At 71.2% G+C, this 12,740-nt stretch carries 16 protein-coding genes; 6 read left to right on the forward strand and 10 right to left on the reverse strand.

Features of this window, described 5'->3' with window-relative positions; genetic code table 11:
- Window positions 1–35: 35 nt before the first annotated feature.
- A complete protein-coding gene (locus tag Sspor_RS06010) occupies window positions 36–1,235 on the reverse strand; it encodes a PP2C family protein-serine/threonine phosphatase (RefSeq protein WP_202198126.1) in 1,200 nt (399 codons plus the stop codon).
- Window positions 1,236–1,436: 201 nt separating this feature from the next.
- Here Sspor_RS06010 and Sspor_RS06015 point away from each other — a divergent pair, with 201 nt between their 5' ends.
- Window positions 1,437–2,705 (forward strand): ATP-binding protein, encoded by a 1,269-nt coding sequence (locus Sspor_RS06015; protein WP_202198127.1) that lies wholly within the window; start codon window positions 1,437–1,439, stop codon window positions 2,703–2,705.
- A gap of 15 nt (window positions 2,706–2,720) precedes the next feature.
- Here Sspor_RS06015 and Sspor_RS06020 read toward each other — a convergent pair whose 3' ends face one another.
- The 4 genes from Sspor_RS06020 to Sspor_RS06035 form a co-directional block, all read right to left on the reverse strand.
- On the reverse strand, window positions 2,721–3,005 hold the full coding sequence (locus Sspor_RS06020; RefSeq protein WP_202198128.1) for a hypothetical protein: 285 nt from the start codon (window positions 3,003–3,005) through the stop codon (window positions 2,721–2,723).
- 55 nt (window positions 3,006–3,060) lie between these two features.
- Complete coding sequence (locus Sspor_RS06025) at window positions 3,061–3,327, reverse strand: hypothetical protein (RefSeq protein WP_202198129.1); 267 nt, start codon at window positions 3,325–3,327, stop codon at window positions 3,061–3,063.
- Between the two features lie 96 nt (window positions 3,328–3,423).
- Window positions 3,424–3,612 (reverse strand): hypothetical protein, encoded by a 189-nt coding sequence (locus Sspor_RS06030; RefSeq protein WP_202198130.1) that lies wholly within the window; start codon window positions 3,610–3,612, stop codon window positions 3,424–3,426.
- Between the two features lie 5 nt (window positions 3,613–3,617).
- Window positions 3,618–4,190, reverse strand: coding sequence for a DUF5994 family protein (locus tag Sspor_RS06035; RefSeq protein WP_202198131.1), 573 nt, complete (start codon window positions 4,188–4,190; stop codon window positions 3,618–3,620).
- Window positions 4,191–4,508: 318 nt separating this feature from the next.
- Here Sspor_RS06035 and Sspor_RS06040 point away from each other — a divergent pair, with 318 nt between their 5' ends.
- Window positions 4,509–5,006, forward strand: coding sequence for a DUF5994 family protein (locus Sspor_RS06040; RefSeq protein WP_202198132.1), 498 nt, complete (start codon window positions 4,509–4,511; stop codon window positions 5,004–5,006).
- Between the two features lie 49 nt (window positions 5,007–5,055).
- On the opposite strand, the gene Sspor_RS06045 is transcribed toward Sspor_RS06040, so the two are convergent.
- Together Sspor_RS06045 and Sspor_RS06050 are read right to left on the reverse strand one after the other, a co-directional pair.
- Window positions 5,056–5,256 carry a hypothetical protein gene (locus tag Sspor_RS06045; protein ID WP_202198133.1) on the reverse strand — a complete coding sequence of 67 codons (201 nt, stop codon included), beginning with the start codon at window positions 5,254–5,256 and terminating at the stop codon, window positions 5,056–5,058.
- Window positions 5,257–5,678: 422 nt separating this feature from the next.
- The gene (locus Sspor_RS06050; protein ID WP_202198134.1) at window positions 5,679–6,008 is read right to left on the reverse strand and encodes a helix-turn-helix transcriptional regulator; all 330 of its coding nucleotides are present in this window, start codon (window positions 6,006–6,008) and stop codon (window positions 5,679–5,681) included.
- 126 nt (window positions 6,009–6,134) lie between these two features.
- On the opposite strand from Sspor_RS06050, the gene Sspor_RS06055 reads away from it, so the two are divergent.
- Window positions 6,135–6,488 (forward strand): STAS domain-containing protein, encoded by a 354-nt coding sequence (locus tag Sspor_RS06055; RefSeq protein ID WP_202198135.1) that lies wholly within the window; start codon window positions 6,135–6,137, stop codon window positions 6,486–6,488.
- Here the strand turns inward: Sspor_RS06055 and Sspor_RS06060 are convergent.
- On the reverse strand, window positions 6,481–6,756 hold the full coding sequence (locus tag Sspor_RS06060) for a hypothetical protein (RefSeq protein ID WP_202198136.1): 276 nt from the start codon (window positions 6,754–6,756) through the stop codon (window positions 6,481–6,483). The two genes, Sspor_RS06055 and Sspor_RS06060, sit on opposite strands and share 8 nt — an antisense overlap.
- A 320-nt stretch (window positions 6,757–7,076) precedes the next feature.
- Between Sspor_RS06060 and Sspor_RS06065 the strand changes: the two genes are divergently transcribed.
- A complete protein-coding gene (locus tag Sspor_RS06065) occupies window positions 7,077–8,522 on the forward strand; it encodes a YVTN family beta-propeller repeat protein (protein WP_202198137.1) in 1,446 nt (481 codons plus the stop codon).
- Window positions 8,523–8,775: 253 nt separating this feature from the next.
- On the opposite strand, the gene Sspor_RS06070 is transcribed toward Sspor_RS06065, so the two are convergent.
- Both Sspor_RS06070 and Sspor_RS06075 read right to left on the reverse strand, forming a co-directional pair.
- The gene (locus Sspor_RS06070) at window positions 8,776–9,228 is read right to left on the reverse strand and encodes an SRPBCC family protein (protein ID WP_202198138.1); all 453 of its coding nucleotides are present in this window, start codon (window positions 9,226–9,228) and stop codon (window positions 8,776–8,778) included.
- 226 nt (window positions 9,229–9,454) lie between these two features.
- Complete coding sequence (locus tag Sspor_RS06075) at window positions 9,455–9,844, reverse strand: hypothetical protein (RefSeq protein WP_202198139.1); 390 nt, start codon at window positions 9,842–9,844, stop codon at window positions 9,455–9,457.
- A 460-nt stretch (window positions 9,845–10,304) separates the two neighbouring features.
- Between Sspor_RS06075 and Sspor_RS06080 the strand changes: the two genes are divergently transcribed.
- On the forward strand, window positions 10,305–12,065 hold the full coding sequence (locus tag Sspor_RS06080) for a SpoIIE family protein phosphatase (RefSeq protein ID WP_237403688.1): 1,761 nt from the start codon (window positions 10,305–10,307) through the stop codon (window positions 12,063–12,065).
- A gap of 218 nt (window positions 12,066–12,283) precedes the next feature.
- On the forward strand, window positions 12,284–12,733 hold the full coding sequence (locus tag Sspor_RS06085; protein ID WP_237403689.1) for a hypothetical protein: 450 nt from the start codon (window positions 12,284–12,286) through the stop codon (window positions 12,731–12,733).
- Window positions 12,734–12,740 lie beyond the last annotated feature (7 nt).

Raw genomic sequence — 12,740 nt, forward strand, 5'->3', positions numbered from 1 at the left:
CCGTCCCTGCCGGCATGGTGTGGCGCGGCCTTCCGTCATCCACGCCATTCGAACAGGACGAGCGACGCATCGTCCGAGGTGGTCTCGCCGCGTGCTCTCTTGAGGGTGTGGGACAGGTCCCGTGCCACCGTGCGGATAGCGTGGTCGGCCTGCTCCAGCCGGTTCACCCAGTCGATCAGCTGCTTCTCGCCGAACTGCTCCTGCCCTCTTTCGTGTTCTTCGATCAAGCCGTCGGTGAAGCAGAGGACGCGGTCGCCCGGCTCCAGCTCCATCGTGCTGACCTGCGGCTGGTCCCCTCCGAAGCCGACCGGTAGGGTCGTGGGGCTGTCCAGACGGCGTACGACGCGGTGCGCGCGGACCAGCATCGGCGCGGGATGCCCCGCGTTGACCCACTGGAGGTGTCCCGTGTCCGTGTCCAGGCGCATCATCTGGGCGGTCACGAAGTGGTCCGGGTCGAACTGCTCCGCGACGGCCCGGTCCATGAAGAGGTAGATCTCGGACAGTTCGATGCTGATCCGGCGGGCGTGGCGGTACGCGCCGATGGCCACCGTGGCCATCGTGGCCGCGTCCAGACCGTGCCCCATGGCGTCGACCATGGCGAGGTGCAGGACGTCGCCGTTCAGGGCGTAGTCGAAGCTGTCCCCCGCCACTGCGTAGGCAGGCTCCAGGACTCCGGCGACCGCGACGTGCGGCATCACCATCGACAGCGGGGGCAGCAGGGACCACTGGATCTCCGCGGCCACGCTCATCGGTTCGCCGCGGCGGGTCCGGAAGAAGAGGTCCGTGTAGCCGTTCTTGGTCTGCAGCAGGTCGGCCGTCAGGCCCGCGATCCTGCACAGGAGGCGGCGGGTGTCGTCGTCGACACCGTCCAGGGTGACCGCGAGCACCCCCACCTGGTCGCCGCCGTCCAGCAGGGGCAGGTGGATCCGTATGCCGTCGGGCGTCGGGACTTCGACGGGGCGTGACTCCAGGAAGCACCGGCCGGCTTCGGACCGGTCGATGGGCAGCGGATCACCGGCGGCCCCGCCGTCGGCGGGCAGGGGGACCAGCTGTTGCTGTCCGTAGTCCTGAAGCAGGATCTGCGCGTCACGTCCCCCCACGCGGGCCATCGTCTCCGCCACCAGCGGGCCGACCAGATGGGGTGGCAGCTCGTGCGCCCCGTCCAGGAGCACCCCGAGCAGTTCCTCCCCGAAGCTCTCCGAGCGGTCCGGGTCCGCGCGGCCTCCGACGGTCATCCTGTTGCCTCCAACCAGCGGCGGGCGAGGTCCGGCTGCACGGGCGGCGTGGCCTCCAGGATGCTCTCCGGCGACCGGGCACGCCACACGGCTTCGGCGCCCCGCCCCCAACGGCCCTGCCGGAGCGCGCGTAGTCGCTGCCGCGCGCGCCGGCTCGCATCGGCTGATGATGGGAGTACGGGCGAACACGCGGAGCTGACCATGACGGCGTGGCGTGTCAGGGAGTACACCCAGGACGATCTCGAAGCGGTGATCCGAGTCGACGCCGAGAGCGGCACGGCCGAAGAGCCGCCTCTCTTCCCGCTCTCGGATGCCGTGGCGGCCCTCCAGGCCCTCCACCCGGCGGTGGTGGCCACGGCGGACGACGTGGTGGTCGGTGCCGCGGTGAGCAGGGTGGACGGTGACCGGGCGTGGATCCTGCGCATCAGCATGGCGCCTGCCTGGCGGCACCAGGGTCTGGGCAGCGACCTGATCACGGCCTTGGAGCACCGGTTGTTCGCCGGTGGCGTCCGGACGGTGCACGCGGTCCTGCCCGACGGTGAGACCGGTGCCGCCGCCCTGTACAACTGCGGCTTCGGCGCCCGTCCGGGCCTGGTCTTCTTCGAGAAGCGCGGGCGCGTGACCCCTCAGGCGGTCAGCATGCTCGCGTCGCTGGGAGCGGAGCTGCCGCCCGGGGGACTGTGGCAGAAGGTCGCGGGCATGGAGCGGGAGAAGGAGCTCATCGAGCGGCGTCTGGTCCTGCCACTGGCCCATCCCGAAATGGCCGCCCAGCACGGCGTGGAGCTGCCGCGGGCCGTGATGCTGTTCGGGCCGCCCGGGACGGGGAAGAGCACGTTCGCGCACGCGATCGCCAGCCGCCTGGGATGGCCGTTGCTCGAACTGTTCCCCGCCCGGCTGGCCGCCGAATACGGGCTGGCCAGCGGGCTGAACCGGCGCTTCGACGAGATCGCCCGGCTCGATCACGTCCTGGTCTTCATCGACGAGGTCGAGGAGATCGCGGGGACCCGGAGCGGCGCCGACGCGACCGCGGTCGGCGTCGTCAACGAACTGCTCAAGGCGATCGTCCGGTTCCGGGGCCAGGACGGGCGGCTGCTCGTCTGCGCCACGAACGACGTAACCACGCTCGACTCCGCGTTCCTGCGGCACGGCCGTTTCGACTACGTCCTGCCGATCGGCCCCCCGGACCACCGCGCGAGGACCGCGCTGTGGGAGAGCTACCTGGCCCAGGCGGGCGCGCAGGCCGACGGCGCGGCGCTGGCGGACGCCAGCGAGGGGTTCACCCCCGCCGACATCGCCCATGTGGCGCGCACCGTCTCCCAGGTCCAGTTCGAGCACACCTTCGACACCGGGACCCGGGCCCGCCCGACCACCGCGGACTACCTGCGCACGATCGGCGAGACCAGGCCCACGGTCAGCGCGGCCATGGCACAGGAATTCGCGCATCAGACCGAGAAGTTCGCCCGTATCTAGGCCGTCTCTCCCGGATCAGGCCGGGCCGGTGGCCGTCCCTTCCTCCTCCGCCTCCATGCGCCGGATGCCCTCGTGGGTGAGGGTGACCATCGCGGGTGTGTTGCCGGGCTCCCAGTCGACGGTGATCAGTCCTTCGCCCGCCAGGTAGGTGCAGGCGGCGGCCAGGTCCTGTTCCGGTACGTGGAGGTCGCGCCGCAGCTGCGCTCCGGTGAGGCCGAGGAGGCGGTTGCCTTCGACGGCTTCGTACAGGACCCGGAGCACCTGACCGCGGTAGGTCTTGCGTTCGCGCAGTGTGGCCATGACCGCGTCCTTTCGTGTGTGGGGTGGAGTGGGCTCCGGGGCCGGTCGGGACGTCTCAGATCTCGTCGGAGTGTGCGCCGGTGCCGGCGGTGGTCCTGCTGGCGGCCAGCCACGAGCGGGCGGGGCCGGCGGGTGTCGCCGTGTCCACGGTGAGGTGGAGGCGGGTGTTGCCGTCGAGGGCGGGGTAGCTGCGCTGTTCCGCGCCTGCGAAACAGCGGCGGAGCGCCTCCGCGACCGCTCGGGCGGCTTCCGGAGTGTGCGCGATGATCCGGACCTCGGCGTGCCCGAGCGAGGGCAGTGTCTGGGTCTCGATGTACTTCACGTGGGCGTGGTTCCCTTCAGGGCGGGTGAGGGGGCCGGCGGGTCGGGGCGCCGAGGCGCCCCGACCGCTGCCCCCGGTCGGAGGAAGGCCTGTTCCTCACCGGCCGGCACCCGTGTGGTGGGCTCGACGACCGGTGTCGTCCGGCAGGCCTGGAGGCCTCGGCAGGGGGTCACTGAACCGGTAGGCCTCGATCCGCGCCTCGTCCCGGGCGTTCAGCAGGTGGATCCAGCGCATTCCGATGCCGGTCATGAGGATGATCACTGCGATGAGGACGGCGGTCTCCACGAAGCTCACCTCCACCCGTTTCCGGGCAGCGGCAGGGCGGACCGGCCCATCGGCTCCCCGAAGGGCGACATGCAGGCCCCGCCCTCGCCCTCCCAGGTGGCTTCCCGGCGGCGGGCGTCGCGGATGCCGCGCCCGATGACGGTTTCGTTGGCCATCAGGACGCCTGCGGCCAGGACGCTGCCCGGGATCGCGGCGGCGGCCATCAGCCGGGCCGCGGCAGCGGGCTCGGTCTCGGGCGGGATCACCAGGAGGTCCCAGCGGCCGACGGTGTAGGAGAGCAGGATCAGCTTGTCGGGGTCCTGTTCGGTGAACCAGCCCACGTGCAGCACGTGCCCGGCCACGGCAACCGTGCGCGGGACGACCGGCCAGCGGCTGGGGTTCACGCTGACACGGGTGACGCGCCCCCAGGTCTCGTCCAGCGCGGCGGCAAGAGCGGGGAGCTCGGCCTCGAGGTCACGGGAGTAGGGCCACCAGGCACCGTCCAGCCGGCCTGCCAGCGCGGTCTTCGGCGTAAGGGACAAGCGGGCAGGGCGCAGGACAACAGCCCGCTGCGCAGCGCGGTCGAGGGTCGTGGTCATGTCGCGGACCCGTCCCCGGACCGTTCGAGAACGGCCCGGTGCAGTGATCGCCGGAAACGACGTCCGCGTGGGAGCGGGTGTGCGAAGTACTCCCGGTCTCTTCACCGTACTCCGGTTCGCGATCCAGAAAGCTGCTTCTGACCAGGTATTTTTCGCCGCAGAAGGCGAGAGCGGCGTGGCCGGTTCCCCTCGCCGCACCGTGAAGGTGGGCGGAGTACCGTGAAACGACGGAGACGTTCCCCAGCTCAACAGCCTTTTCGACGCGGCTGCCGGCCGCCGAACGGGGTGCCGCTGCACCGCGAGACAGGCGGAATCATCATGGCCGCATCCGACAACCCCGCCCCTTCGAAGCTCCTCCCGGACGCGATCCACCATGCGGTCAAGCCGGGCGCCGCCCTGCTCCGGCTGGAAACCACGCGGTCCCGCACAGGGCTCCTGGACGGCGCCTGGTGGCCGCGTTCCAGGGACGTCACGACCGAGCTGCCCGCACTGATCACGGCACTGACCGCGCACCTCGGGCCCATCACGCGGGTTGGCCTGGACGCCTCCGCCTGGCAGGACGTCCCGACCCGTCTGGTCGTCGACGGCCAGGTCGTGCACCTCGACGCCGACCCCGTCGGCGACGACACCGTCCTCGTCACTCGCGGCCACAACGACCACTTCGCCCTGCTGGTGGTCCCCCCGGGCACCACCGCCGACGCCGCCCGCGAAGCGATGGCCCGCGCCGTCCGCGCCGACAACATCACGCAGGCCGCTCAGATCCTCATCGCGACCACACCCGGACCTGAGGACGGCGCCGCCCAGGCGGCGGGCTGACCCCGAATCCTCAGTGGCCGAGTGGCCGAGTGGCCGAGTGGCGCGCCGGTCAGAGCCCCTCGTCGTGCAGGTCCTCCTCGCGCAGGAGATCGTCCTCGCGGCGGCGCGAGGTCTCCTTCGGGCCGGACTTCTGTCCCTTTTCGCGGGACGACTTGCCGGGCTGGGGCTGCGCAGGGTCTCCGGGGCGACGGTGTTCCTGCGCCTCGTGCCCCTTGCCCGGCTCCTGACGCTTGTCCTGCCTTCCGTCCATGACGGCGACTCCTCTTGATGGGGGGTACGGATTCCTCTCCGATCACGCTGACACGCACCGCGGCGGCCTGCATCATGTCGACCGCGAAGCGAGGCACAGGGCGATGTCACCAGCACAGCCGTGGTCACCCGACCGGCAGCGTGTACGGGGGCGCGGTGGGCGCTCGCGGGCGGTGCGGGTGCTGGGCGCGCGGATCGAGGATCGAGGATCACGACGGGGTCCGTGGCGGGGCCCGGCCGGGGTGGCTTCGTCGACCGGCCGGGCCCCGCGTGCGTGGACCTCTCGTCGCCCTGTCACCGTGCCACACACCAGGCCGCAACGCCCGGCACGAGGCAGGAGGTGTGGGCCGGCCGGGTGATCCACGCTCTGGGCGTGACGCGCCGAGAGGATCCGGATGCCCTGGGTGGCGGTGGCGGAGGCGGTCAGGGCCGATGCCGTTTGCGGTGGCTCGCGTGCGGGTCGTCGGCGAAGAGGGCGAGCAGCCCCGCGATATCGCGGCCCGCCTCGGCGGGGTGGCGGAACTTGGCCCCGGGGGTGATGCGGTAGTGGTTGCGTCGTCCTTCGCGTACCCGGGTGAGGTATCCGCCCTGCTCCAGGTCCGCGACGATCGCCTGTACGGTCCGCTCGGTGAGCACGCAGGTCTCGGCGACCTCCCGCAGACGTACTTCGGGGTCGCGGGCGAGGGCGAGCAGGACGCGGGCGTGGCTGGTCAGGAATGTCCACGACCCGTGGGGAAGGCCTTCATCACCCATACCTCCAGACTGCAGCAAAATTTGTATATACGTCCTGTTTTTCACGTATTTCTTGACGTAGGTCGGATGGGTACCGACGATGCTGGTGGAAGCAGAATCAGCCCCAGAACGCGTGGGGAGGCAGCGATGACCGCGCTCGCGCAGGACGAACGAGTCGACAGTCCGGAAGCGGCCGGCATGGAGGTGGGGGTGGCCGCGGGCCCGCGGCCCGGGACGGTCCAGGTCGTGGTGACCGGCGAGATCGACTTCGACAACGCCACGGTTCTCCGCGAGGTTCTCCTGGCCGCCCTCGTCTCTCACCGCACCACCCTCCTCATCGACTTGGGACGGGTGACCTTCTGCGACTGCGCCGGCCTCAACACCCTCCTTACCGTCCGCCACGCGGCCCTGCAGGCCGGGCGCGGCTTGCACATCACGGCGGCGGGCCGCCGCGTCGAGCGGCTCCTGACCCTCACCGACACCCGCACCCTCCTCATGTGACCACGTGCGCTCGAAAGCGCGTGACCCCATGACCGCGGCCGACCGCCTCGCGGCGCCCGGGACCCGGCACCCGGGACCCGCCCAGTCCCAGGAGCGCTTGCGTCAGGGCGGCAGTCGATTCAGGGACGGCGTCGATGAGGACGGCCGCTTCCTGGTCGGGGCTGCAGACCGTCACGTCCTCCAGGACGTTGCCCCGGGTCGGCCGGACACCCTTGGCGCCGAATTCCAAAGCGCCGCCGCGAAGCCGCATCCGCTGCGAGAAGGCCATCCGGTGCGTAGGCCTTGCGCGTGCGCCACCCTGCGCCGGATCAACGAATCCCTGAGCGATCCGCCTGCCTTGCGATTGTCGGCGAAGGGTGCCCTCTCGGCCCGTCGCGCTCCGCGCCTGGATCCAGTCACGCGAGCCTCGCCACGCCGAATGTGACGATCTGTCAGAATACGCCCGATTCTGTCAGCCCGGCCGGGAGGATTGCTGTGACTATCTGTCAAACCATGAGGGGGGTGGGCGTGCAGGAGGCCCTCCCGTCGTCGGCGCCGCCTGGTCGCCGAGTGCGTCGCTCGTCGCGGGGTGGGTTACTGCGGGCGCTGGTGGCAGGTCTCGTCCTACTGGCCGGCCTGGCCCTGCCCATGGTGGCCCCGCAGCCCTCCCAGGCCGTGCCGCCCGGCACCTATGCCTACGTCGCCAACTTCCTGGATGACACGGTGTCGGTGATCGACACGGCGACGAACACGGTGGTGGTCACGGTTCCCGTCGGCGGTGCGCCGTGGGGGGTGGCGGTGTCACCGGACGGCACCCGCGCCTACGTCACCAACCGCACCGATGGCACGGTGTCCGTGATCAACACCATGACCGACACGGTCGTCGCCACCGTCCCCGTCGGCCTTGAGCCCCTGGGGGTGGCGGTGTCGCCGGACGGCACCCGCGCCTACGTCACCAGCTACGGCGCCGACACGGTGTCCGTGATCAGCACGGCGACGAACACGGTCCTCACCACCATCCCCGTCGGCGATACGCCCATCGGGGTGACGGTGTCGCCGAACGGCACCCGCGCCTACGTCACTAATTCCGGCGCCGACACGGTGTCCGTGATCAACGCCGCCACCAATACCGTCGTAGCCACCATCCCCGTCGGCGACTTCCCGTTCGGGGTGGCGGTGTCACCGGACAGCACCCGCGCCTACGTCACCAATTCCGACGGCGACACGGCGTCTGTGATCAACACGGCGACGAGCACGGTCCTCGCCACCATCCCCGTCGGCGATGCACCCCAGGGGGTGGCGGTGTCGCGGGACGGCATCCGCGCCTACGTCATCAACGCCGGCGGCGACACGGTGTCCGTGATCAACACGGCGACGAACACGGTCCTCGCCACCATCCCCGTCGGCGATGCACCCCGAGAGGTGGCGGTGTCGCCGGACGGCACCCGCGCCTACGTCACCAACGCCAACGACGACACCGTGTCCGTGATCAACACCGCCACCAACACCGTCGTGGCCACCATCCCCGTCAACGACCTCCCGTTCGGGGTGGCGATCGGGGTCGTGCCCCGGCCGGCGCCGACGCTGACGCTGATCAAGCTCACCGCCGGCGGGACGTTCACCCGGGGCGGGCAGGGCGCCTACAGCCTCACCGTCACCAACACCGGCGACCTGCCCACCGACGGCAGCACCGTCACTCTCACCGACACCCTCCCCACAGGCCTGACCCCGGTCAGCTTCTCCGGCACCGGATGGACCTGCACCCTCACCCCGCTGTCCTGCACCCGCAGCGACATCCTCGCCCCCGGTGCCGGCTACCCGCCCCTCACCCTCACCGTTCAGATCGCCCCCAACGCGCCGAAGCAGGTCACCAACACCGCCACCGTCACCGGCGGCGGCGCCATCGGCACCAGCATCGCCACCGCAACCACCACCGTCGACAGGAAGCAGCAGCCCAAGCCCCCGCACCACGACCACCCAGGCCCCCACTGGCCGGGGCACGGAAAGCCAGGCCACCACTGGCCCCACCTCGGCCACCGCCCCGGCCCCCGGTAACCGCACACCGGCATTGCGAACGCCCCGGCGCCGGCCGCCCACCCTCGGACCACCGGCGCCGGGGCATCCCGTGACCAAGCAACCCCACACCACGCCCCGCCACCCAAAGCCTCCGCCGCCCCTTCGCCCCCCCCCGGACGACCGATCAGACCGCGCCACGTGACTCCACTTGTCCGAACGGCCTTCGGGCTCCGGCGCTGGAGCGTGGAAGTCCTGAGCGACCAGCCCGTCGGGCGCGCCGGTCACCACCGCGTCAGGCGCGGCGCGCCCCGGCGTGATCCTGTTCCACGATCTTGGCCAGGCGGGCCAGCATCCCCCGATGGCGGAGCTGGAGCAGGGCTTCGATCGCGGGGTTGTGCAGGGTTCCGCCCACGCCGCGCAAGGGGTGCTCGTCGCACACGACCAGGGTCTCCTCGCCCCACGGCCGGAGCTGGAGGAAGATCCTCGCAGTGCCCAGCGACTTGAACGACGCTTCCAGTTCCAGTTCCCGGCCGGCTTCCGTGTGGCGTACGGTCGTCACCCCTTCTGTCGACCAAGGGCCCAGCCGCACGGTGTAGCGGAGCCGGGACCCGACCTCCGGCCAGGCCTGATCGAGCGGTGTGGACTCGGACGGACCCACCACCCACTCCCCGTACGAGGCGGGATCGGCGAGCACCGCCCACACCGCCTGCGGGGGCCGATGAATCAGCTGGTTGCGGACGGCCATGAGAGAAGTCCTCCTGCCGGAACGGACACTGTTCCCGGACCGCCGACGGCCGGCGACCCGGGGCACTGGGCGAAGCCCTTCGTGTGCCGGTAGCGACGCTCGTGCCCTCGTCCTTCGGCCTCGCGTCGGCTCAGCGCGAAACGTCGGCCCGCGACCACGGACGGCTGCTGTGACCGTCTCGGGGACTGCCGCGGCACACCGTAGGACGGCGCACGCCCAGGCTGCGCTACCCGCGGCCGCGCCTGCCGGGCGGGTCCTGGGGGTCCACGCCCGTCGAGGCGGAAGCGTCCTTCGTTCCGCTGGGACGCTGCGACCGGCCCCGGGGGCCCAGGTCGTGCATGCCCTTCTCCCCTGAGCCCTTGCTCTGGTCCTCCCCGCGTGCTCCCCTGCTCTTCACCGGCTTGCCGTGGGGGTTTCCGGCCTCTTCCTTGGAAACCGTCCGGCCGGGCCCCTTGTCCGGAGCGTACTCGTCCGGGTGGAAGGAACGGTGGGCACTCGGGTTCTCCTGCTGACGGGTCTCGTCCACGTCCGGCGACCAGCCGTGCTGCTTGGTCCCCTCGTGGCGACTCGGACCCTTGCCGTGGGCGGGCTGGGACGGCTTCGGCTGCTTCGTCATTGGCCTGGCCTGCTGTCTGTCTCGGGACGGGCGCACGGGTACGAGCGCCTCTACCGCTGTCTTGCCATCGTCCCACCGTTCGCGGAAGTGGTCGCGCCGGGCTCCGGAGGGCTCAGCGCGCTCTTGGGAGCGGGGCACGGCCTTCGGATCCGGCAGGGCGACAGCGGAGCCAGGGGCGCATGTGGTCGGCCTATGGGAGCCGGCTCTTCCGCAGCACCTCGGGCCTACCCCGCCGTTCGGCCGCCAGCCGCTGCCGGGGCCGCACCGTCGACGCACGCGCCCTTGTCACCGTAGACCGGCGAAGGGGCCCTCCGCTGGCCTACCATGTCGTCGAGGGCTTCGGGACAGCGCGGCCGGAGGACAGATGCCGAAACAGGGCCAGGAATCCGGAGCGGACCCGGGCAGCGCACAGCGGCGGGCCGTGAGGCTGGCCGGGCTTTCGGCAGCCTCCGATACCGGGATGGACCGGTTCGCCCGCCTGGTTTCACGACTGCTCCGCGTGCCGGTGGCCTTCGTTTCGCTGGTCGAGGAGGACCGGCAGATCCTGCCCGGACTGTGCGGTCTGCCGGAGCCCTGGGCGGGGAGCCGCGCGCTGCCGCTGTCGCACTCGCTCTGCCGGTACGTGGTGGCCTCCGGGCAGCCCCTGGTCGTGCCCGATGCCCGCGCCGACGACCGGCTCCGTACCAACCCGGCCATCGCGGATCTCGGGCTCATCGCGTATGCGGGGATGCCGCTGACCGATGCCGACGGGCTGGTCCTGGGCTCCTTGTGCGCCATCGACCACGAGCCGCGGACGTGGGGTGACGGCGAGCTGGCCGACCTGAAGGATCTGGCCGCGGCCTGTTCCGCCGAGCTGTGCCTGCGCATCCTGTCGGCGCAGAGCCGGTCCGCGCAGAAGGTACTGGAGACCGCGCGGGCCGCCGCCGAGCGGGCGTGGAGCGACGCGGAGCGCCTGGAGCAGGAGGCACAGGCCGGCATGGACCATGCCGAGCTGCTGCTGAGGGCATCGGAGGAACTCGCCCAGACGTCGGGGCTGGAGGACGTCCGGCGCCGGCTGCGGGACCTTTTCGTCGGTGTCGGGAAGCCCTCGTACGTCGGCCTGTTGGTCGCCGACGAAGACGAACTGCACCGGGTTGCCGACCCGGACATCGAGCACTCGGTGGAACGGGAGGTCCTCACGCTGCCCGTGAGCGCGGCGTTCCCGAGCACCCGGGCCATGCGGGAACGGCGGGCGGTCTTCGTGCCCGACCGTGAGGCGCTCGTCGCCGGGTACAGCCCCGAGGCGGTCGGCTTCTTCGACCGCATGGGCTTCACCACCGTGCTGTGCCTGCCCCTCTGGGGCAGCCGCGCCCTGCTGGGCGTACTCGCCGTCTGCTGGGCCAAGCGGCACGAGGTGGGGGTCACGGAGCGGGCCACGCTCACCGCCGCGTCCGGATACATCGCGCAGGCGGTGGAGCGCGCCCTGTACCTGGACGAACGCATCTCCGTGGCCCGGCAGCTCCAGGAAGCCATGCTCACCGACCTCCCCGTCGCCGACCACATCGAGATCAGCGCCCTGTACGAGCCGGCCGCGGTCGGCGACATGATCGGCGGTGACTGGTACGACGCCTACCACCTGCCGCCCGCCTCACCCGGCGGCGAGCCCGGAGCCCTCATGGTGACGGTGGGCGACATCACCGGCCACGACATGCACGCAGCCACGATCATGGGCCAGATCCGCAGCATGCTGCGGCAGGCCACCCTCGACCACCCGCCGTACAGCCCGGCCACGGCGCTGACCGCCCTCGATACCGCTTGTTCGATCCTGCCCTTCGAGGCCGGCGGCACGCTGGTCCACGCACGCCTCGACCTCGCCGACGGCGGTCCCGACTGGACGCTGACCTGGTCCAACGCCGGCCACCCGCCGCCGCTGCTCCTTACCCCCAACGGCCGGGTGACCCTCCTGGAGGAACACGACATCCTCCTCCACAGGGACCTCGGGCCGTCCCGCCGCACCGAGGCCCAGCGCGGCCTTCCCTCTGGTTCAACGCTGTTGTTCTACACCGACGGGCTCATTGAACGCCGCGGCCACGACATCGATGCCTCCCTCGCACAACTCGTCGCCCTGCTCGCCCGCCACGGTGACCGTCCGCTGCCCGAACTGCTCCACCGGATCAGCAAAAGGCTGGTGGCCCCGGCTCCCGGGGACGACGTCGTCGTACTGGCGCTGCGCGTTCCCTGACGGCGTGACCGGCCACTTCCTGGATCCGGCGAACGTCCGATGACCAGCGGAATGAGGATGGTCCAGAGGATCGGAACTCCCGTCACGAAGCGGATGACGAGGAGAATGACGCCGATGACAGGACCAATGTCTTCCGTTTCGGCGTGACGGTTCACAACCGGGGTAGACGCCAGCCGTGTCCGGCGGCTTGTTCGGGCGCGCATCCAAGGAGCAATCCCATGATTCTCATCCTCGGGCTCATCATTCTGATCGCCGCCATCATCGTCGGCCTGGCCGGAGTATTCGGCAATACCGGCGCGGGACACGACCTCGGCGTCGGCGGCGACTTCTCGATTTTCGGCTACCACGTCACCGGTTCGACCGGATCCCTCTTTCTGAGCGGAATCATCGTCGGAGCCATCGCCCTCTTGGGTCTGACTCTGGTCATGATGGGCGCCCGGCGTTCGGCCCGTCGCTCGGCGCAGGCCCGACGCGAACTCGGCACATCACGCCGGGAGGCCGCCGCCGTCGACCGCGAGCGCGACGATCTGATCAAGCAGCGCGACGACGCCCGCGCCGGGGCCGGTGCTCCGACGGCCGACGTGCCCCGCACCGAGACCGGTGCGCCGGTGACCGACGCACCTCGCGGCCGAGGCCACTGGTTCGGCCACCGGGCCGCGCACCGCTGACGGCAGC

This window comes from Streptomyces spororaveus, from assembly GCF_016755875.1.
Classification (GTDB): Bacteria; Actinomycetota; Actinomycetes; order Streptomycetales; family Streptomycetaceae; genus Streptomyces; species Streptomyces spororaveus.

Coding starts and splice junctions, on each gene's coding strand:
- Sspor_RS06010 (WP_202198126.1), bottom strand. CDS start 1,235: ATGACCGTCGGAGGCCGCGCGGACCCGGACCGCTCGGAGAGCTTCGGG.
- Sspor_RS06015 (WP_202198127.1), top strand. CDS start 1,437: ATGACGGCGTGGCGTGTCAGGGAGTACACCCAGGACGATCTCGAAGCG.
- Sspor_RS06020 (WP_202198128.1), bottom strand. CDS start 3,005: ATGGCCACACTGCGCGAACGCAAGACCTACCGCGGTCAGGTGCTCCGG.
- Sspor_RS06035 (WP_202198131.1), bottom strand. CDS start 4,190: ATGACCACGACCCTCGACCGCGCTGCGCAGCGGGCTGTTGTCCTGCGC.
- Sspor_RS06040 (WP_202198132.1), top strand. CDS start 4,509: ATGGCCGCATCCGACAACCCCGCCCCTTCGAAGCTCCTCCCGGACGCG.
- Sspor_RS06045 (WP_202198133.1), bottom strand. CDS start 5,256: ATGGACGGAAGGCAGGACAAGCGTCAGGAGCCGGGCAAGGGGCACGAG.
- Sspor_RS06050 (WP_202198134.1), bottom strand. CDS start 6,008: ATGGGTGATGAAGGCCTTCCCCACGGGTCGTGGACATTCCTGACCAGC.
- Sspor_RS06055 (WP_202198135.1), top strand. CDS start 6,135: ATGACCGCGCTCGCGCAGGACGAACGAGTCGACAGTCCGGAAGCGGCC.
- Sspor_RS06060 (WP_202198136.1), bottom strand. CDS start 6,756: ATGGCCTTCTCGCAGCGGATGCGGCTTCGCGGCGGCGCTTTGGAATTC.
- Sspor_RS06070 (WP_202198138.1), bottom strand. CDS start 9,228: ATGGCCGTCCGCAACCAGCTGATTCATCGGCCCCCGCAGGCGGTGTGG.
- Sspor_RS06075 (WP_202198139.1), bottom strand. CDS start 9,844: ATGACGAAGCAGCCGAAGCCGTCCCAGCCCGCCCACGGCAAGGGTCCG.
- Sspor_RS06080 (WP_237403688.1), top strand. CDS start 10,305: ATGGACCGGTTCGCCCGCCTGGTTTCACGACTGCTCCGCGTGCCGGTG.
- Sspor_RS06085 (WP_237403689.1), top strand. CDS start 12,284: ATGATTCTCATCCTCGGGCTCATCATTCTGATCGCCGCCATCATCGTC.